This window comes from Geobacter psychrophilus (assembly GCF_056821595.1).
The window spans coordinates 3,216,536-3,235,700 of the sequence record NZ_JBXDTU010000004.1; the positions used below are offsets into that span (position 1 = coordinate 3,216,536).

Consider the following 19,165-nt stretch of genomic DNA (forward strand, 5'->3'; position numbering starts at 1 on the left):
TAGAGGTTTTTGCAGGTACTGTCAATAAAAAAACACGAAGTTTTGCGTTTTCGGTTCAACGTCCCATCATGATACCGAGATCCTCGGCTGTTTGAACAATTTCACCGTTCGGATCAACCAGCTTCAGGCTGCGAGTGGCCTCCTCTATGCTGACCGAGGTGATGCTGCGACCTTTCAGGCAGGCCATGCGTCCGAATTCTCCGTCAGCCACCATCTGCACCGCCTTGGTGCCGAAGCGGCTGCCCAGGGCGCGGTCAAAGGTGCTAGGTGAACCGCCGCGCTGCAGGTGCCCCAGAACGGTTACCCGCACGTCCATCTCGAGGCATTGTTCGATCTGTCTGGCAACGTACTGGCCGATACCGCCCAGGCGTTCGATTGTGTAGCGTTCGTCGGCAGTTTTGGCAACCACCCGGTCGCCTCCGGCAGGGAATGCCCCTTCGGCGGCCACGACGATGCTGAAGCGGCTGCCGCGGGCAGCACGTGCCTTGACTGCTGCACAGATCTTGCCGAAGTCATAAGGGATCTCCGGGATCAGGATCACGTCTGCTCCGCCGGCAATGCCCGATTCCAAGGCGATCCAGCCGGCATAGCGTCCCATGACCTCGAGGATCATCACCCGGTGATGGCTCTCGGCGGTGGTATGCAGCTTGTCAAGTGCATCGGTTGCGGTTTCCAGGGCGGTGTTGTAGCCAAAGGTAAAGTCCGTCTCGCGCAGATCATTGTCAATGGTTTTTGGTATCCCCACTACCGGTACACCTTTGTTCGCCAGTTCCAGCGCAATCTTGAGCGAGCCGTCACCCCCCACCGCTATCAGTGCATCGATACCCAGGGTGCGGATGTTCTCCATAACCCTGTCGGAGATATCCATGCGGATGGTCTTCCCATCCCGCTCCACCGGATAATCAAAGGGATTGCCACGATTCGTGGTACCCAGGATCGTTCCGCCGCGGGGCAGGATGCCGCGTACGTTATCCATGGTTAACGGTTTGCATTTACTCAGATCCAGCAGGCCATCAAAACCATCCTCGATACCGATTACCTGCCAGCCATGGCGAATGATGGCTGACTTTACAACGCCGCGAATGACGGCGTTCAGACCCGGACAGTCCCCGCCGCCGGTGAGGATGCCGATTTTCTTGTTCATACATGGTCTCCTGGGTCAGGTAGCGGGGAGTTCCGGTTCTGCGACAATACGTTTTTTGCCGAAAATCAGGGCAACCCACACGCTGACTTCATACATCAGGTAGAGCGGAACCATGATCACGAACATGGTGATCAGGTCGGCATGGAAGGCGGAAATGATGGCGCTGGCCAGCAGGGCGTACTTGCGCTTCGGGGCCAGAAAGGCGTAGCTGACAATGCCGAAGCGCGCCAGCAGCAGGGTAATTACAGGCAGCTCGAAAATCAGCCCGAACATCAGGATCAGACGCAGGCAGAAATTGACATAGGCGCTGATGTTGAACCAGCTCTGCAAACCTTCTGCTTCGTACGAAAGAGAGAAATTGATGATGACCGGCCAGATAATGATCAGAAAAAACATGGCGCCGACGCAGAAGGTAACGGTCGCAGCGGTGATGAAGGGGATTACCAGGCGCCGCTCCTTGCGGGACAGTCCCGGGGCGATGAAGAGCCAGAGCTGGTGGAAGACGATCGGCAGGACAATAATAAAGCCGGCCAGCATGGAGATCTTGCACTGGATGAAGAACGGTTCCAGAGGTGCGCTGTAGTTCAGGGGACGCTGCTTGATTGGAGCGTTGACCTCCTGCTCCAGTTTGTAGCGGGTATACAGAGCAGGCGACCATTCCTTGACCTGGGTGTAGACCTTCTTTTTGATGCCGGTCAGGTAGGTTGTGCCTTTCAGGGGCTTTTCGATGAAATTGAGCAGTTCTGTGGAAAAGTTCCATGCCACCCCCATGCCGATCACGACGGCTATAACGATGACCATGAGACGCTTGCGCAGCTCAACCAGGTGTTCAATAAAGGGGAGGACTTTTTCTTCTGACATGCATCTTACCTACCATAGTGGCGTTCTGTTGCGCAACCGGTTTAGCGTCTTTTTTTTCGGGATGACTGCGAGCCGACTGGAGTTCGGGCTTTGCCGGCACCCTTTTCCTGGCTGAGTCCAAGGTTACTGACCCGTTTGCCCCTGACCGGGATGCGGGGATATTCGATCTGTTGGATATCAGCCACAGCCAGCATGTTCGGTGGCGCCGAAGTGGTGTGCCCAACCAGGGCAAACTCTATCCTGCGTGTAGCCGGAATGACCGCTGCCACCGTGACCCTGGTCTTGTCGCCGATACGGAAGACCCGTTTGAGTCGCCGGCCGATCAGGGAGTGCTGTTTCTCCACAAAGGTGTAGAGGTCGTCATTCAGGGTGGTGATGTGCACCAAGCCCTCCACGAACAGTTCCTCCAGTTCCACGAAGAAGCCGAAAGCGGTCACGCCGGTGATGAAACCGTCGAATTCCTTCCCCAGGTGCTGCTGCATGAACTGCACCTTCTTCAGCTCGACCACATCCCGCTCGGCTTCCATGGCAACCCGTTCGCGTTTGCTGGTGTGTTCAGCGATCTCGCCCAGGCGCTCGGTGGCGATGGCGAGCTGCTTCTCGGCCCGTTTGTCACCCGTGTGCTCTCCCGCTGCCAGGGCCGCCCGCAGGATGCGGTGCACCACCAGATCCGGATAACGTCGGATCGGGGAGGTGAAGTGGCAGTAGCAACGGGATGCCAGGCCGAAATGTCCTAGGTTCTCGGCCGCATAGCGGGCCTGTTTCATGCAGCGCAGCAGGGCGTAGTTGAGCATGCGTTCTTCCGGTTTTCCCTCGGCCTGGGCCAGCAGACGCTGCAGGTCGGCAGGATTGACCCGCTCCTCGACCAGGGCGAATTCATAGCCGAAGCCGTAGACGAATTCCTGGAAATTGACCAGCTTGGCCGGATCGGGGTTCTCGTGGACCCGGTACAGGAAGGGGATGCTCCTATCGGTGACGTAGGCGGCCACCGCCTCGTTGGCCGCCAGCATGAACTGCTCGATCAACTGATGGGCCAGGTTGCGCTCGGCGCGGATGATCCCTTCAGTCTGGCCGGTCAGGCCGATGATGATCTCCGGTTCCGGCAGGTCGAAGTCGATGCTGCCGCGCTGCTTGCGCATCACCATCAGGGCCAGGGCCAACCCTTTCATCTCCATCAGCATGGGCGCCAGGGGGCGGTGCTTGTCCGTTGCCTCCGGGTCATTGTCAACGATGATCTGCTTGACGATCGTGTAGGTCAGGCGGGCCGTGCTTTTGATGACGCTGGGGTAGAAACTGGATTCCAGCATGTTCCCCCTGGCGTCGAAGAGCATCTCGGCCGTCATGGTCAGGCGATCCACATGGGGGTTGAGCGAGCAGATGCCGTTGGATAGGCGCTCGGGCAGCATGGGGAGGCAGCGGTCCGGGAAATAGACCGAGGTGCCGCGCAGGTAGGCATCACGGTCCAGGGCGCTGCCCGGCCGGACGTAGTTGGAGACATCGGCGATGGAGACCCACAAACGGCTGTTGGTCCCCTCGCGGCGCAGGGAAACGGCATCGTCGAAGTCGCGGGCGGTCTCGCCGTCGATGGTGACAGTCGGCATGCTGCGCAGGTCCACCCGACCCTTCAGATCCGCTGCTGAAACGGTTTCCGGCACGTTATCGGCTTCGGCCAGTGCGTCCGTGCCGAAGACATGCTGCAGGTCAAAGCGGCGGATGGCCGACTGCACTTCCACCTCGGGATCGTCCGGCCAGCCCAGTACCTCCACGATCCGCCCCTCGGCCGGGCGGCCGCCGATCGGGTAGGAGGTCAATTCAACCACCACCTGATGGCCGTCCTCGGCTTTGCCGCGCCCCTTGGGGGGGATGGCGACCACCAGGTTGAGGCGGCTTTCCTCGGGGATCACGACCGCACCCCGGCTGGTCTCCTCGTAGCGTCCCACGATCCGACTGCTGGCCCGCTGGGCGATGGCCGTGATGCGCCCCTCCTGTTTGCCGCCACCCATGCGGCTGCGGCCGGCCTGTACCTCGACCGTATCGCCATGCATGGCGCTTTTCATGTAGCGCTGGGGGATAAAGATATCTTCGCCGCCCCCTGTTGGGGTGACAAAGCCGTAGCCGTCACGGTGGGTGGACAGGGTGCCCCTGATGCTCTTGACGGCCGTTGCCAGCGCGTAGCTGTTGCCCTTGAAGCGGATGAGCTCACCGTCATCAGCCATATCATCCAGCATGCGCTTGAGTTCATGTTTGACGTGGCGTCCACCGAACTCCCGCAGCAGTCCGGCAAACGGGATTGCTCCATCCTGTTCTTTCAGAACCGCCAGAATATTTTTCTTGGAAAGTTGCATGGTCTGTTCCTATCGTACGATTGTGAAGGTTGTTACTGCGCTTATTCAGCCAAAGAGCGCTTCTACCAGGTCAGTTCGCGTTCGGAGCAGAATACCCTGTCCTTGCCGCTGACCGGATCGCGAAATCTCACCGTCTTGGCAATCAGACGAAGCGGTTTCACGAAGTCATCGGCCTGCTCCGGTTGCAGCTCAGGGTAATAACGGTCATTGAGTATTCTGAATCCCAGGCCGCTCATGTGGATTCTCAGCTGATGGGTCTTGCCCGTAATCGGGATCAGGTCAAAGCGGGCGATGTGACCAACTTTCTCCAGCATGCGGATGGTCGAACGGGCATTCGGGGGGCCGGGAACGGTCTGCATCCGAAACCAGGGCTCGCCCTTGACAATCCGATTCTCGACGGTCCAGTCGGTCTCTTCCGGAACATGAGGGCATTCGGCCAGGGCCTGATATGATTTTGCTATCAGGCCGTTCGCGAACAGCCTGGCATACAGCCCCCTGGTTGCAGGGTTGACGGAAAACATGACAAGCCCTGCCGTCTCACGGTCGATGCGATGCAGCGGCACCAGATCCACATTGCCCGTTCTGTTTCTCAAACGGTTCAGCAGGCATTCATTGACATACCCTCCCCCCGGTATGACGGGCAGGAAGTGTGGTTTGCAGGCCACCAGCAGGTGGTCATCCTGAAAGAGGATCTGCTCGGTAAACGGTATCACCCGCTCCTGTGGCACTTCTCTGAAATAGAGCAGCTGCTTGTGCGGGACATAAGCTGTATCGGCAGATATCGGGACATGGTCGGCATTGAGGACCTTGCCGTCATTGATGCGCTGCTGCCAGCAACTGCTCGCGACCTGTGGAAAACGACCGGTCAGAAATTCAAGAATCGAAGGGTAGGGCGACGCGGCAGCCGGCAGGGTGACTTTTGAGGGGGTGGCGGAAATCGCCATCAGCTGGTCCCGGTTGCCTTGGCCAACCGTCGTTCGTGCCAGATCCGGGCAGAGTCCACTTCACGCATGACGCCTCCGACATCAGCCGGTTTGGCGCAGGGGGTAAACTGTCCGGTAAGTTTGGTCGTAGGGGTGAGCTGGCCGCTGGCGTAGAGCTTCCAGATCTCCTTGCCGTATTCGCTGGTCAGGAGTTCGGGGGCAAAACGGCCAAAATAGGCGGTCATATTGGCCACGTCACGTTCGAGCATCTTGCCGGCATTGTTGTTACCCGCGGCATCAATGGCCTGGGGCAGGTCGATGATGACCAGTCCGTCTGCGCCGACCAGGACGTTGTACTCGGACAGGTCGCCATGGACTGTCCCGGCGCAGAGCATGAGGACAATCTGCCCCATTATGGCGCTATGGTAGTCGCGGGCCTGCTCAGCCGTCAGTCTCATGTCGTTCAACCGGGGTGCGGGATTGCCCTGCTCGTCGACCACCAGTTCCATCAACAGGATCCCTTCGACGTAACTGTACATTTTCGGCACGCGGACACCGGCGTCAGCTAAACGGCCCAGTGTCTCAACCTCGGTATTCTGCCAGGCTTCCTCCTGCTCCTTGCGTCCATAGCGGCTGTTTTTCTCCATGGCGCGCGCCTGGCGGCTGTTCCGTACCTTGCGCCCTTCCTGATACTGTGACTGCTGGCTGAAGCTCCGTTTAGCGGCCTCCTTATAGACCTTGGCGCAGCGGATCTCTCCGTGAGACCGGACAACGTAGACTTCGGCTTCCTTGCCGCTCATCAGCTGGCGGACAACCTCATCGACGAAGCCGTTGATGACAAGTGTTTCAAAGCATTTTGGAATTTTCATATGTGTGCAATCAGCCTTTTTCTATAACGTTTGTATGCCGTTGTGAATTATTCACCGCACATACTAGCATACCCGGCAGTCCAGTTGGACTCTTTTTTGATGATGTATGAACATGTCCTGTGCAGAATATGCATTGAATCAGGTAGACCGAAGATGCTACATTCCAGTCTAAGATGCACTGATCCCCGCCCTCCGGATATATTTGTGAAAACCTTTCAAGTCACCCTGTTGTTCATCGTACCCTGTTATATGTGTGTTTGTCTGATGTCCTCACCTGTTGCCGGGATCGAATTCCCTCCGGAGCTGTCTGAACTCACAGAACAGTCGGGGGCCGCACGTCCTCTGACCTCAGTCTGCATGGATTTCAATGCACTCAATACCCGTATCCGTGACAACAGGATCGACAGCAGGTCTGCAGGGATCGAAATCAAGCGGCTTCTGTCAGAGGTGCGGAATGTGTATTACCGGGCTGGCGGCGGCGATTATCCGAAATCCGCCTGGGCCTTCCCTTTGTCTGGATATGATGCCAGGGCGATTGGCGGTGGCAGGCGGCATGGTTATAGCGCTCGTGGCTACGACTTCTTCAGCGGCAACCGTCATGGCGGACACCCCTCCTACGATATCTTTATCCATGACCGCAACCAGGACGGACTTGATGACCGCAGCGGCCTGCCGATAGCGGTCCTTTCATTGACCGGGGGGATAGTCGTGGCACTGGAGAAAAATTGGGTGGCGGGAAGTCCTTTGCGGGGGGGGAATTATATCTGGGTCTATGATCCTGTGTACGACCAATTGGTCTACTATGCTCACAACGCAGATGTTCTGGTGGACCTGGCTGCAATTGTCAAGCCGGGTGACCCGCTTGCTACTGTCGGGCGGACGGGTCGTAATGCTGCTAAACGGCGCTCGCCGACTCATCTGCATCTTTCAGTAGTAAAGAATCAGGGAGGACGTCTGATCCCGTTTGATGTTTACCATGACCTGGTTCGTGCCGACAGACGGCAACACCGTTCCTAGTTGCTTTTGCAAATGTATCTGCAATCTTCTCCCGTCCTGACTCGATCTGTTCGTAGGGCACTGTTCTCAGTAGTTCCTCAAGGGTTGTCTCACCTGCCTGGACCCGCCGGAAACCATCATCGATCATGCTGAGACGGTTCGTTGATGAAAATACAATATTTCGCAGGGAGAGATTGTCGGGGCGGCGGTTGATAAACAGCAACTCGTCACGGTTGGGAATCCAGAGTTCTACGATAGGAAGGCGGCCGCTGAAGCCGGTATAATGGCAGTCAGGACAGCCCTTGCCCATATAAAAAACCATGCTGTCCAAGGATGGAATGCCGAATTCTTCCAGGAGTTTTGCGGGAGGTGAATAGGACACCTTGCATTTCGTACAGATGCGGCGCACCAATCTTTGGGCAAGGACACAACGAAGCGTCGTTGAAATCAGACTTGGTTCAACACCCATATCAATAAGCCGCGTTACCGAACTGGTTGCATCGTTGGTGTGCAGGGTTGATAGTACGGTGTGCCCCGTGAGTGCTGCACGCATAGCAATTGTTGCGGTTTCAAGGTCACGGATCTCACCGACCATGATATTATCAGGATCCTGACGCATAAAGGCCCGCAACAGTCGGGCAAAGGTATTGCCGATAATCTCGTTTACCTCGGTCTGGATGATACCGTCTATGCTGTATTCAATCGGGTCTTCAATAGTCAGCGTTTTTGATCCGGGGGTATTGATATGGGAGAGCGCGGCATACAGGGTTGATGACTTTCCCGAACCGGTCGGTCCGGTAACCAGAAAGATGCCGGTTGGTTTGTCAAGGGCCTTGTAGAACGCTGCAACATCTTCGGGAGCGTATCCCAATCCCTCCAGAGTAATGGTTCCAATCCGTTTGTCCAGAATTCGAATGACCACATTTTCGCCGTATTGCGTTGGCACCGTCGATACTCTGAAGTCAACACTGCGAACCTGTCCTTCCTTGGATACTTTCATTTTGAAGCTGCTGTCCTGCGGACGGCGACGCTCGGAAATATCCATGTCGCACAGAATCTTTATCTTGGAGACAATCTGCCGGGCGTTAGCGCTAATCAACGCCCCATCGGCCCCCAGATCTATGGTCTGCAGGATACCATCCAGGCGATAGCGGATCTCCATGCCGTTTTCGGTCGATTCAAGATGGATATCGCTGGTGCCATCCTTGATGCCGGAGGTAATGATCCGTTTGGTAAGGTAATCCACATCTGCGCTGATAAAGTCATTTACGTATTTTGATCTGACACCGTCGCGTTCCTGATCTTCGGTAAGTTCGAAGTGCAGCTTTGCATGCTCGGAAACCCCGGTGATTTTGAAGATTTTTTGTTGAGCAATTATGATATCGCTCTCTTTGGCAATGACCGGGGCAATGTGCATCTTGCAGCATCTTTCAAGTTGAGCAAGTTCATCCCGCTGGATAGGATATGCCATGGCGATGGTCAGGATATTGTCCCTGCAACGGATGGGAACGATCCGTAGCCGTTGGGCAAATGTCGCATTGACGAAGCTGGAAAGCGAAGAATCGAACCGTACGCCGGCCAGACCGACGAACTTCATATCGTGCTGGAGGGCTATGGCACGGGCAACCTGTTCTTCATCGAGCAGATGCTGCTTAATGAGTGCCCTGCCGAGCGGGACATTCTCTTCTGTACTCAATTTTAAAGCATTTTTTAGCCGCTCTTCGCTGATCAAATTCAGCGAAACCAGTATCTCCCCCAGTTTTCTACGCTTGTTGTTGTGGTCAAGAACGAATTCCAGATCATCAGCTTTCAGAAACCCCATCTGACACAATATCTGGCCAATAGGCAGTTCAGGATTGAGCTGCTGCATTTCCAGCGCCTGATCAAACTGCTCATTGGTAATCATTTTGTTGAGTATCAGCAATTCACCGAGTTTTACTTCCGGCATAACGACAACCTTTACGGGACTGGATAGAAAAAAACAGGGGGAGATCTTTGCTAAAGTTTACCGCTGCTTTTGCGGAATGCAATTGACAGTCAGTAAATGAGGATCAGAGCCGAAACGATGTGGACAGCATGCGCCAGCTTGCGATCAGGGTAAACAGCAGATACAGGATCAGCGTCATGGCCGTAAGTCGCCGCTGAATTGACGGGATGACCTTGGAAAGGCTTGTACAGGAGGAAAAGGTTGCCAGCGCCCCCACACCCAGGCCGCCGACCGCCCCGCCCAGCAGGGTGGCGTAGAGGGCGTAGCCGATGTAGCGATACTCCTTCTGCAGGATGCAGAAGGGGCAGTGATGGCTGGGGAGTTCGTAGAAATAGAGGCAGATGAACGAAACCAGTGCAGCGGCCGCGACGATAAAGGTCAGGCTGCTGAGGGTTGAAAATAAAATTGCCCCCCGACTTTTAACGTAGAAGAAACAGCCGCTGGCCACGGTGGCGGCCATGCATACGAAAAATGCCAGCTGCATGGGGCCGTTCGGCAGGCCGGCAATCTCCCCGGCAATGCTGTGCGTGTCGGTACTGAACAGGCTGCCGCAGCAGGAGGTGATCACATCGGCTTTCAGGTTGTAGAAATACACAAACTGGAATATGGCTTCCAACAGCACCAGCGGCACCAGGATATTGAGCAGTCCGTATTTGGCCTTGATCAACGGATAGTCGTAGCCGCGGGTATCGACGTGGTTGATGATCAGCCAGACCCCCGCAAGCAGGCAGTTGACAATTTTCAGGATCAGGACCGGGTAGCCGTAGCTGTTGACCCCCAGGCTGCCGGCCGCGCACATGGCGCCGGTGAACTGGCTGTGCAGGTTGTCGGCGGTGAATATGTACAGGAACAGGGATGCTATCTGGAAGAGCAGGATGTAGCTGAGGATGATGGAGATCAGGTAGGTGCGCCGCTCAAGGTCCAGCTGCAGTTCGCTACCGCTCTGCAGATCCCATTTTTCCAGGATGCGGGTCCCGTACCAGCCGGCGTAGATCAGCATCAGCGACGTCAGCAAGGATGCAATTGTAAGTGCCAGGATGGCGGGGTGCTGGATCATGATGCGCCCGTGATGTCGGTAATCCGGCCGTCCCGCATGCCGACAACGGTGTCGGCCAGCCCGGAATCAAATACCAGCGGGTCATGGCTGGCGATCAGAACCGTCTTGCCTTGTGCCTTCAGGTCGCCGACGATGGTCATGAATTCAGAGGAAAGCTTGCTGTCGAGATGGGCGGTCGGTTCGTCGGCAATCACAATGGCCGGGTTGTTGATCAGGGCGCGGGCGATGGCCACCCGCTGCAGTTCTCCGCCCGACAGCCAGTCAATCGGTGAGGCCGCAAGGCGTGAAACCGAGAACAGTTCCATCAGCTCCAGGGCGCGCCGGCGGAAGGCTGCCTGGCTCTCACCGGTCGGATAGGCCGGCAGCATGATGTTTTCCAGTGCGCTGATCCCCTTGACCAGGTTGAACTGCTGGAAGATGAAGCCGAAGGTCGTACGACGGATCTCGGTCAAAAACCGTTCCGGCAGGCTGGTGATATCCAGTGCGGCCTCACCACCGTTTTCCGGGAAAAACGAGGTGTGGATGCCCTGCAGACGGATGCGGCCTGAACTGGGACGGGCCATGCAGCCGATCAGTGCCAGGAGCGTTGTCTTGCCGGATCCGCTGGGACCCTTCAGGATCGTCAGGCCTCCCGGCTGTATGGCCAGGTTCACCGCATCCACCGCGGTAAACTGGTTGTGCTTGCCGCTGTTGTAGGTCTTTGTCACGCTGCTGAGTTCGATCATGCTTATGACCTCATGGCGGCATCGGGTGGTACGGTGGCAGCCAGCCAGGCCGGAATGATGGTTGCTGCGGTATAGGGCAGTACGGTCAGGAAAAAAAGTACCGTCAACTGATAGGCGTCGATAACCGGGGTCAGCTTGAACTGGGGGTAGATGACCGACCACCCCTTGAGGGCGTGCTCGAACAGCGCTGCCGAGAACAGGAATACATGGCCGTAGGCCAGCACGGTCCCCACCAGGAAGGCCGACAGCGAGATCACGATCCCTTCCCAGAATTTGAGCAGCAGCACATCCGAGGTCTCCCAGCCGATCGACTTGAGGATGCCGATTTCCTTGCGCTCCTCGGCCGAAAGCCCGGTGGCCTTGTCCCAGGCGAAGATGATGAAGGAGAGCACCGCCACGGCCAGCATGACCACCATCATGCCGCCGCGCCATTCGAAGAGCGAGTCGTAGGTTCTCAGGATCTCGCTTTTGAGGATCGGGCGCGTGTCGGGGAACAGTTCCGCGATCTTGGCGGCGACCGTGGTCTGTTCCCGGGGGTTGGCGACGGTCACGGCCAGGTCGGTGGCGTAGCCTGCGGGCAGGTTGAACATGGTCTGGAAATCCTCTGCCGACAGTACGATCAGGTCGGAAGAGATCAGTTCGGAGCTGCTGGGATAGATACCCTGCACCGTGAGCAGCAGGGTGGCATTGGCGGAGGAACGCAGGGTCAGCATATCACCGGCCTTGACCCGCTGATTACGTGAAACCCCCGGGCCGATCAGGATGTTGCCCGGTTCGATGGTCGGCTCTTCCGGCACCAGCAGGGTGTAGTTGGCGCCAAAGACCTGGTCGTAGTAATAACCCCACAGTCGTGGCGATACAGCGGTCACCCCCCGGATGGAGCTGATCTGCCTGCCGTATCCGGCCGGTATCAGGTCGTGGCGCCCGGCGATCATCCGCTGTACGACCATATCGGGTGCCTCCTTGAGGAGTTGGACCGCTTCCCGTTTCATGGCCTGCACGAAAAAGATCAATGAGGCGATCACAAAGACGATCAGCGCATACACGATCAGCAGGGAAACGTTCTTCGACTTCCTGCGCAACAGGGAAGAGAGGGCAAAGTCGAGGATATTGCCGTGGCGGTTAAGGGGTGCGCTCATGGGGCCTCTGGATAGGTGGCGTTACAAATGATCCGGACGGGAAGTGCTCCAGTGCCGTGGGGTGGTCCTGGAACGGGGCAAAGCGGTCGGCCATGGCCGGATGGCGGGTATATCGGGCTTCGGTAAACAGACAGAGATCGGTCAGGCGCAGGGTTTTTACCAGCCCGACTCTTTCCTTTTGCTCCGGAGCGGATGAACTTCGGCTCAGATATGTGTGCAGCAGCATGCCAAAAATAAGCACAACGTGTGTTGCCGTGAAACAGATGTAGGCAGTTGATTTGCGCATCAGAGGATGACCATTGCAGGGTTATTCCATGGACTTCAGGATTGCCGGTGAGACCTCATTGAAGTGCAGAACCTTTTTGCCTTTGTGGTCCTTGAAAAAGGCCTGGGCATCGACCGCTTTTCCAAAAGGCACCAGTTCTTTTCCCATGGGGCCGTACACATCGCTGCCAACAACAAAATATGACTGCCGGGCGTCTATTGGTTTAAGGGTATAATAATCATGGACGGTTACGGCCGCAATGGAAGCCTGTCTTTTTGCGGGGGAGTGCTTCTGCATGCTGTGATAGTAGGTAAAGAAATCCTTGGCCCCGTCAAAAAACAGTGTGGAGGAGTCTGCAAACGTGATGCTGACGACCCAGTCCGGGTATTTGCTGACAAACATCCCGCAGACCGGGCATTTGTCCTTTGCCGCCGGGGTAGGGGAGGCTTGAGGTGTTGCAAAGGCTGCTGAATACAGTAACGTCAGACTGAGAAGCAGTGTCGCCAGAAATCTGAATGATTGCATGGTAAATCCTTTGTTGATCTCGAAAAATCCTGGTACCAGGGCAGCCGGCAGGTACGAAGCCTGCCGGCTGCCCTGAAATACGTACTACATTTTATGGTCGCCATGCCCCTTGTGTTCCTGGGGCTTCTTGTTTTGTGTCTTGTCGCTCTGTTCCTTTTCGGCGGCCTTGAGAGCCTCGCCGAATGTGGCCGGCTTGCCGCCATTGGCCTTGATGAAGGCATCGGCCTCCTTCTTGTCGGCAAAGGCCCATTTTGCGACCGGCGTCATGACTCCTTTCTTGGTACCACCGATAACCCAGGCGGCACTTTTGGCGTCAATCAGTTTTTTGGTGTTGTAGTCAGCCACCTGGAATGATTTGACGGTCTTGGCTTTGTTTTTCGACAGGTCGGTTACGATGCAATTCAGGCTGCAGGTGCCGGCGCTGCTGCTGTCGGTGTAGGTTACGATCATGCGGCTGTGGGCGAACTTGGTGCGATCCATGCCGCAATGTACACAGGCATCCGGGGCTTCGACCTTGTCTGCAGCCAGACAAACGGTGCCGAGCGACAGCACAAGCAGCATGGCTATCCAGAGTTTCTTCATAAGGTATATCTCCTCTTCAAAGATTATTTTTTGGTCTTCGACGGTTGTTTCACCTTCACCATGTCCTTGTCACAGCCGCACTTGCCGGGCTTTTGGCTGACGGAACCGCAATCACACCCGTCGCCGCAGCCGCAGGCATACTTGCCGTTGATGGGGGCGGACATTTCCTTGCCGTCCAGCGCGTAATATACCTTGGTCTTGTCAACCTTTGTGACGGTGGTTTTTACCAGATCCTTGCCGCAGCCGCACTTGCCTTCCTTCTTGGCCAGGCTGCCGCAGTCGCAGCCTGCGCCGCAACCGCAGACATAGATGGTATCGCCGGCTTTGGTTTCGAACTTTGCTTTTACTCCCTTGTCCGCCATGACCATGCTGACAGTCGACAGAACAAACAACATTGACAGTACTACCAGAACAAATCGTTTCATGGTGTTACCTCCTGTGAAATTTGTCTGAAAATCTTACCGTGGATACCATGGAATGTCTAGGTACATTCTGCCGTATCCCGGCAGTTTCAAGATTTCCAAGGTCAATCGCCCTGGGACGGTACGTATCTTTTTCTCTGCTTATTGAAGCCGGAAATGTACCGGCATGACAATCTCTGCAGCGACCGGAGGGCGCGGGAACGGTGCCACGGCTTTGACGGTATCAATGGCGCACGTGTCCAGAACCTGGTAGCCGCTGCTGTTCCTGATCTGCAGCGAGAGTATGCTGCCATCCTCGGCGACAATAAAAGCCAGTACTACTTTGCCGCTCCACCCCATGCGGCGGGCAACGGCAGGATAGCTCAGCCGCTTTATTATCAGGTCGCGGATATAGGAGAAGTGTTCCTTGAGGTATTTCTGCTGGGCTTTTTCCGGTGTTATCTTCTCTTGATCTCGCTGGTCCGGGCGAGATTCTGCAACGGATTTTGATACTGTTGACTCGGCACGGATCTTTCGTGGGGCAATCTCCGTGACCACTGTGTCAGACGGAGCTATGGCATGTACCGGCAACGCTTGTTGACCGACGACCAGCACCGGTTGCGGTGCCGGCGAGACGTGTTCCTTCTGAACCGGTCGGGGCGATGGAGAAATCGCCTGCTTGGAGGTGACAACCTGCTGCCCGGGTTTGTACATCGTGTGATATTCGCGGGCCGGAAAGTCATTGAGTGTGAGATCGATGACTACCGGCGAAGTCAACGTCACGTTTTTAACAGTCAGACTTAGCACCAGCACCAGTAATCCCAGGTGCAGGACGAACGAAATGGCCAGCTCCTTTGCCAAGCTACCCATTGGATACCTCCGTTTCCAAGCATACGGTATTGAGTACCATGTCGGACTCCACATCCTTGTAAGCGCACGATTGTGTACTTACAAGAAAATCAATTCTCAAAATTTCACGGTAAGTCCGGCATAAAATGAACGCCCCATCCCGGGTACAGGGATGTTTGCGGGAATCGCGGACCCCGACATGGTGGCACCCTGACCGGTATAGACTCCTCCCAACGGCAGGTTGTAGAACCTGTCAAAGAGGTTGGTGATGCCCAGATCCAGACGTGCATATTTCCATTCGTAACTGCTGCGCAAATTGAACAGGCTATATCCGCCGGTCTTGAGCTCATCCCTTACCTGGGAGACCTCCTCCTTGTCAGCAACAAATTCCGCTTCGACACTATTTGACCAGCCCCAGATCTTATGAATAATCACCAGTTTTGCGTTTGGCGGCATGATGTTGTACAGATTGTCGCCGGTTGTCTCGTTAGTGCCCCTGACGTAACTGAACTTGCCGGTCGCTGAAAAACGGCCGAAGTTGTCGGTTGTTGCCAAGGGGACATGGCCGGAGATATCGAGCCCGTAGAATTGGGCGGATTGGTTCGCAAACTGGAGATACACGAAACCGCTCCTGGCGGTCAGGCTGTTCTGTACCGCCGTACTTGTGCCGCAGACGCTGGTTGGGCACCGGCGGGCATCGATGTAGTCCTGGACATAGGTAAAGTAGGGCGTGATCTTCAGGCCCCAGCTCTCCCCGGCAGGATCATGCCAGTCGGCAGTGGCACTAATGGTGTGCGCCACTTCGGGCTTCAGGTCGAGATTGCCGATGTAATAGTTGCCGTCGCCGGTGAAATTGATCATCTCCATCGCCATGGTGTTTGGCGACCAGGCATACCGTTCGTAGAGATTGGGTGAGCGGGTTTTCATGGCATAGCCGCCCTCGAAAGACAGCATGGCACTCTGGGTATGGCGGGCCAGGGTGGTCAGGTCCAGATTGTAATCGGAGCGTTGGCGGTGGCGGGCATTGAAGGTGGTAACCGGGAACAATGGTGCGCCATTGTACATGGGTCCGTTGTTATAACCCTGTATGGTACCGGTATCCATGTCGACCCACTCGCCGCGCGCTCCGGTCAGGGTCAGCCACTCCGGATTCCAGCGGGCCTCCCATTCGGCAAAAATGGCCAGGCGGTCCCGTTGGCCGTCATTGATGTTCTTGAACGTGTTGGGGGCCATCCCTCCCGTGGTGAAGCCGGGCGGCAGGACGGACGGAGAAGGGGGCCACCAGTCGTCCAGGCGGTAGCGTTGGTATTCGGCCCCCATCCGCAGGATGTCGCGTTCCGAAAGCACAACATCGGCCTTGAGTAAGGCGCCGGTGTTATTGCCCTCGGTCTCCATGGGCATGCCGGGAGCCACGAAGGTTGCAGCGCTGCCGTAGAAGTACTGCTTGTCGTTGGCGAAATTCATGGTGTGCCGCGTATGTTCATTGTACAAGCGGGTTTCCAGAGATCCCCATTGATAGTTTCCGGAATACCTGAGATTGCCCTGAAAGCTTTCGTTAAAGGTCATGTCCATGCGCTGGTTCGGGAAGCCCTGATAGGGTATGTGCTGATAGCCGAAGTTCAGGTTCAGCAGATGGTTTTCATGACGCAGAGCGACGTCGAGCAGGTGATTCTCGGACCGGTAGCTGGACGAGCCGACCTCATCGCCGGCGATCCAGTGAGGGCCGTCAATGGTACCGGTGGCCTGTGTTCCCGGCTTGAAGTTCCTGGCGGCCTTGTAGTTGCCTGATTGCGCGATTGAGCCGTTGTAGCTGGCGCTCGCGGTTTCATTGGCAATCGTTGCCGACAGGTTGGAACCGAAGGCATCACCGTTCGAACGATAGAAAGCCCCCAGTTCGCCGGTGGTCAGCAAACCTTCACCGTGACCGGCAAAGCGCGGTGTCCGTGAGTTGACGATGATCGTGCCGCCGATGCTGTCACCGCCGACGCTGACCGGGGCCAATCCTGCAAAAACCTTGACGTTCTCCACATTGGTCGGATTGATGTATGAGAGCGGCGGGTTCATATGGTTGGCACAGGCCGAGATGAGATCCATGCCATTGACCTTGGTTCGGATACGGTCGTCGGCCAGCCCGTGAATGACCGGCAAGCCGGAAACTCCGCCGGCGCTGTAAAGGGTGACGCCCGGCACGTCGCCCAGCAGTTGGGATGTGTCGTTTACAGAGGGACGCTGGGCGGCAATAGCGGCGGCATCCAGGGTGTCGGTATCGGCGGGTGCCGGTTGCGGCTTGGCGCCGATAACCAACGCATCATCAAGCTCCAGCTGTTGCCTCTTTGGCTCTTCGGCTTGCACCGCGCAGGCAGTCATGCCCCAAGCCAGGATTGTAGCGATAGTTGTTTTATTCATTATGTAAATCTCCTTATCAATTCATGAATTATTCCGATACAGGTCGTACCGTGTATTCACCGCTGCCGCGATCGAGCAGCAGTCAGATGCATGCTTGCCGCGCACTGTAGGTGCAGGAATACGTCAGCATCGGCACGTGCAGATACGCCTTGATTCTCAGGTGTACGAGGCGTGAAAACACAAGTAGGCAGCAGCGCCACAATAGGTGCTTACAAATGCTGCAGGGAACATTCAGACGAGCGGAGTAAGCCTTGGGGGTGGATCAGGAGGTTCGCCGTGGCGGGATGTCAGGCGTTGGGTTGGGTTGGTATAGGTGGTATCAGTGTGGGGGATACTGAATTGTTCTGTGAAATGAAAAGGCAATATTTCAGATGTGTCGTTGACTGACAGGGCGGGGTGTTTCCCGCTTCCGCAGGGGCAGCCGCAGGCGATAATGGTCTTCTTTTCAACCGGTTTCTTCTTGCAGCAGTCAGATATGCTGTCTTGATCTTCTTCGTGTGCATAAGACTGTTGTTTCAGTTTTTGCGCACAGCAGCAGGTTTTGTTTGCCCTGTTTTCCAGTGAACAGCCACAGATGTTGCAATCACCAGAACATTCGCCTGTTGCTGCATGGGCGGTGCTTGCAGGATGCAGGGTAAACGATACCAAAGGACTCAAAGCCATAAGCAGGTACATAACGGCTAAAACTGTAGCCATCAGGCGGCGCGACAAGCTATTATGCCGATGTCCTTTAGATAACGTGTCCATTATTTTTATAAGTATTGTCATCTTGACCTGGTTAGTCAAGATGTTTTAATCCTGCATTCCTATGAAAATGCTTAGTGATGATAAAATGCCGATTGCTTCCCTCTCACATCACGGAATTTTGCCACTCTTTCACGAGGCCCTCATAACTGAGATTGTAGCTTTGCAGGGCCGCTGCAACGGCTTCATTGATCCCTATTCCCTGGCCAAGTGCTGTGAGCATCTGCTGAACCCTGTGCCAACCGTAGGCGCTTACCACATAATTCACCAGGCTGTAACTCTGCTGGTAGGCGATATTCGCATCGGCAGTAGAAAGACCGGTAAAGCTTCCCTCCAGCTTGCGAATGTCAACGGCGGCAGCTTTGCTGCTGCTCTGCAGGTGTGCTGCCCTGGAATCAGCCAGCTGCTTGCGGCCAAACATTTCGGCAATGCCTTCGTTCAGCCAGATGGGACAATTGCCTTTGGTCAGGTCATAGACCACCACATGGGCGTATTCGTGGAAGAGTACCGAGCGCAGGCCGGCGCTGATTTCGCTCAAGGCCCCGAAGGGCAGCCTGATGGTGCCGTCGTACACCCCGCCCGACCAGTCAGGGGAATTGGTGACGGTTTTGTAGTCATCGCGCTTGTAGATTACTACCGGTACCCGTGCTTCGGGGAAATGCCCCAGTTCTGCGCCGACCTGGTTGGAAGCGGACTCCAGGACATCCAGGACATCCAAGGCAAACGCAGTAGGCACTCCCGGATCATAGGTCAGATTGAACCGGGAGCTGTGCCCCCGGTCCATCTTTTCCTCGACAACGGCTTCTTTGCGGGCCTTCTCCAGCAGTTGGACAATATCACCGCGTGCGGGGGCCAGTTTGAGCGCCTGCTCCCACAACTGCACCGCTTCCAGGCGGTTTTCAGTCTCATACAGCACCAGGCCGAGATACACGAGTGCTTCAACGGATTCCGGCTGCAGCGCGCGGACACGTTCCAGTTCGTAGCGGGCAACATCGTATTTTTTCATTTGGAACTGGCAGACGCCGCGCAGCAGTATGTATACCGGTTCGTCTGGATACAGTTCAAGCGCCTTGACAAACTGCCCGTCGGCCTGTTCGTACTGTCTCTGCTTGAAGTATGTCTGACCGTAAGCTGCATACCCTTCTGCCAGGTTGCGTTTGAGGCCCTGGTTGAGAGGATACAGTTCGTATGATTTGCGGGCCTGTTCGAGCTTTTTTTCGGAGCTTTCAGAACTGCGGGAGCCCGGCGGGGACGTCTCGTTCGAACCGGCGTGCAGCTGGAACGGAGCTGAAAACAGTACAAGGGTGGCAATCAACAGAGACAGGATGTTGCGGTGTCTTCTCATGG

The 19,165-nt window shown here is 56.1% G+C and carries 17 protein-coding genes and 1 pseudogene; 1 reads left to right on the forward strand and 17 read right to left on the reverse strand.

All coding sequences use genetic code 11. The features are described 5' to 3' along the window. Positions 1-55: 55 nt before the first annotated feature. The 5 genes from ACOCF6_RS17390 to ACOCF6_RS17410 form a co-directional block, all read right to left on the reverse strand. The gene (locus tag ACOCF6_RS17390; protein ID WP_482461591.1) at positions 56-1,144 is read right to left on the reverse strand and encodes a 6-phosphofructokinase; all 1,089 of its coding nucleotides are present in this window, start codon (positions 1,142-1,144) and stop codon (positions 56-58) included. Between the two features lie 15 nt (positions 1,145-1,159). Continuing rightward, positions 1,160-2,005, reverse strand: coding sequence for a twin-arginine translocase subunit TatC (tatC, locus tag ACOCF6_RS17395; protein WP_482461592.1), 846 nt, complete (start codon positions 2,003-2,005; stop codon positions 1,160-1,162). Positions 2,006-2,046: 41 nt separating this feature from the next. Beyond that, positions 2,047-4,350, reverse strand: a complete 2,304-nt coding sequence (rnr, locus tag ACOCF6_RS17400; protein WP_482461593.1) for a ribonuclease R — start codon at positions 4,348-4,350, stop codon at positions 2,047-2,049. Positions 4,351-4,412: 62 nt separating this feature from the next. Next, positions 4,413-5,294 (reverse strand): pseudouridine synthase, encoded by an 882-nt coding sequence (locus ACOCF6_RS17405; RefSeq protein WP_482461594.1) that lies wholly within the window; start codon positions 5,292-5,294, stop codon positions 4,413-4,415. Then, positions 5,294-6,142: a PA4780 family RIO1-like protein kinase gene (locus ACOCF6_RS17410; protein WP_482461595.1), complete on the reverse strand. Its 849-nt coding sequence runs from the start codon at positions 6,140-6,142 to the stop codon at positions 5,294-5,296. Before ACOCF6_RS17410 ends, ACOCF6_RS17405 begins: the two co-directional genes overlap by 1 nt. A gap of 357 nt (positions 6,143-6,499) precedes the next feature. Here ACOCF6_RS17410 and ACOCF6_RS17415 point away from each other — a divergent pair. Then, a pseudogene (locus tag ACOCF6_RS17415) lies at positions 6,500-7,027 on the forward strand (M23 family metallopeptidase); the annotation flags it as partial. 10 nt (positions 7,028-7,037) lie between these two features. Here the strand turns inward: ACOCF6_RS17415 and ACOCF6_RS17420 are convergent. The 12 genes from ACOCF6_RS17420 to ACOCF6_RS17475 form a co-directional block, all read right to left on the reverse strand. After that, the gene (locus ACOCF6_RS17420; RefSeq protein WP_482461596.1) at positions 7,038-9,086 is read right to left on the reverse strand and encodes a GspE/PulE family protein; all 2,049 of its coding nucleotides are present in this window, start codon (positions 9,084-9,086) and stop codon (positions 7,038-7,040) included. A gap of 103 nt (positions 9,087-9,189) precedes the next feature. Continuing rightward, positions 9,190-10,182 (reverse strand): hypothetical protein, encoded by a 993-nt coding sequence (locus ACOCF6_RS17425; protein ID WP_482461597.1) that lies wholly within the window; start codon positions 10,180-10,182, stop codon positions 9,190-9,192. Further along, on the reverse strand, positions 10,179-10,907 hold the full coding sequence (locus tag ACOCF6_RS17430) for an ABC transporter ATP-binding protein (protein ID WP_482461598.1): 729 nt from the start codon (positions 10,905-10,907) through the stop codon (positions 10,179-10,181). Before ACOCF6_RS17430 ends, ACOCF6_RS17425 begins: the two co-directional genes overlap by 4 nt. A gap of 2 nt (positions 10,908-10,909) precedes the next feature. Beyond that, entirely contained in the window at positions 10,910-12,046 is a 1,137-nt protein-coding gene (locus ACOCF6_RS17435) for an ABC transporter permease (protein ID WP_482461599.1), read from the reverse strand. Then, positions 12,030-12,332 carry a hypothetical protein gene (locus ACOCF6_RS17440; RefSeq protein ID WP_482461600.1) on the reverse strand — a complete coding sequence of 101 codons (303 nt, stop codon included), beginning with the start codon at positions 12,330-12,332 and terminating at the stop codon, positions 12,030-12,032. The genes ACOCF6_RS17435 and ACOCF6_RS17440 overlap by 17 nt, the downstream gene beginning before the upstream one ends. A 21-nt stretch (positions 12,333-12,353) precedes the next feature. Beyond that, positions 12,354-12,836: a nitrous oxide reductase accessory protein NosL gene (locus ACOCF6_RS17445; protein WP_482461601.1), complete on the reverse strand. Its 483-nt coding sequence runs from the start codon at positions 12,834-12,836 to the stop codon at positions 12,354-12,356. Between the two features lie 84 nt (positions 12,837-12,920). Then, a complete protein-coding gene (locus ACOCF6_RS17450) occupies positions 12,921-13,418 on the reverse strand; it encodes a nitrous oxide reductase accessory protein NosL (protein WP_482461602.1) in 498 nt (165 codons plus the stop codon). Between the two features lie 23 nt (positions 13,419-13,441). After that, positions 13,442-13,843: a hypothetical protein gene (locus ACOCF6_RS17455; protein ID WP_482461603.1), complete on the reverse strand. Its 402-nt coding sequence runs from the start codon at positions 13,841-13,843 to the stop codon at positions 13,442-13,444. Between the two features lie 138 nt (positions 13,844-13,981). After that, positions 13,982-14,689, reverse strand: coding sequence for an energy transducer TonB family protein (locus ACOCF6_RS17460; RefSeq protein ID WP_482461604.1), 708 nt, complete (start codon positions 14,687-14,689; stop codon positions 13,982-13,984). A gap of 96 nt (positions 14,690-14,785) precedes the next feature. Next, positions 14,786-17,074 carry a TonB-dependent receptor gene (locus ACOCF6_RS17465; protein ID WP_482461605.1) on the reverse strand — a complete coding sequence of 763 codons (2,289 nt, stop codon included), beginning with the start codon at positions 17,072-17,074 and terminating at the stop codon, positions 14,786-14,788. A 231-nt stretch (positions 17,075-17,305) separates the two neighbouring features. After that, complete coding sequence (locus ACOCF6_RS17470; protein WP_482461606.1) at positions 17,306-17,860, reverse strand: hypothetical protein; 555 nt, start codon at positions 17,858-17,860, stop codon at positions 17,306-17,308. A 64-nt stretch (positions 17,861-17,924) separates the two neighbouring features. Next, complete coding sequence (locus tag ACOCF6_RS17475; protein ID WP_482461607.1) at positions 17,925-19,163, reverse strand: peptidase MA family metallohydrolase; 1,239 nt, start codon at positions 19,161-19,163, stop codon at positions 17,925-17,927. Positions 19,164-19,165: the final 2 nt, after the last annotated feature.

Coding starts and splice junctions, on each gene's coding strand:
- ACOCF6_RS17420 (WP_482461596.1), bottom strand. CDS start 9,086: ATGCCGGAAGTAAAACTCGGTGAATTGCTGATACTCAACAAAATGATT.
- ACOCF6_RS17390 (WP_482461591.1), bottom strand. CDS start 1,144: ATGAACAAGAAAATCGGCATCCTCACCGGCGGCGGGGACTGTCCGGGT.
- ACOCF6_RS17475 (WP_482461607.1), bottom strand. CDS start 19,163: ATGAGAAGACACCGCAACATCCTGTCTCTGTTGATTGCCACCCTTGTA.
- ACOCF6_RS17445 (WP_482461601.1), bottom strand. CDS start 12,836: ATGCAATCATTCAGATTTCTGGCGACACTGCTTCTCAGTCTGACGTTA.
- ACOCF6_RS17455 (WP_482461603.1), bottom strand. CDS start 13,843: ATGAAACGATTTGTTCTGGTAGTACTGTCAATGTTGTTTGTTCTGTCG.
- ACOCF6_RS17425 (WP_482461597.1), bottom strand. CDS start 10,182: ATGATCCAGCACCCCGCCATCCTGGCACTTACAATTGCATCCTTGCTG.
- ACOCF6_RS17410 (WP_482461595.1), bottom strand. CDS start 6,142: ATGAAAATTCCAAAATGCTTTGAAACACTTGTCATCAACGGCTTCGTC.
- ACOCF6_RS17435 (WP_482461599.1), bottom strand. CDS start 12,046: ATGAGCGCACCCCTTAACCGCCACGGCAATATCCTCGACTTTGCCCTC.
- ACOCF6_RS17465 (WP_482461605.1), bottom strand. CDS start 17,074: ATGAATAAAACAACTATCGCTACAATCCTGGCTTGGGGCATGACTGCC.
- ACOCF6_RS17430 (WP_482461598.1), bottom strand. CDS start 10,907: ATGATCGAACTCAGCAGCGTGACAAAGACCTACAACAGCGGCAAGCAC.
- tatC (WP_482461592.1), bottom strand. CDS start 2,005: ATGTCAGAAGAAAAAGTCCTCCCCTTTATTGAACACCTGGTTGAGCTG.
- ACOCF6_RS17450 (WP_482461602.1), bottom strand. CDS start 13,418: ATGAAGAAACTCTGGATAGCCATGCTGCTTGTGCTGTCGCTCGGCACC.
- ACOCF6_RS17440 (WP_482461600.1), bottom strand. CDS start 12,332: ATGCGCAAATCAACTGCCTACATCTGTTTCACGGCAACACACGTTGTG.
- rnr (WP_482461593.1), bottom strand. CDS start 4,350: ATGCAACTTTCCAAGAAAAATATTCTGGCGGTTCTGAAAGAACAGGAT.
- ACOCF6_RS17405 (WP_482461594.1), bottom strand. CDS start 5,294: ATGGCGATTTCCGCCACCCCCTCAAAAGTCACCCTGCCGGCTGCCGCG.
- ACOCF6_RS17460 (WP_482461604.1), bottom strand. CDS start 14,689: ATGGGTAGCTTGGCAAAGGAGCTGGCCATTTCGTTCGTCCTGCACCTG.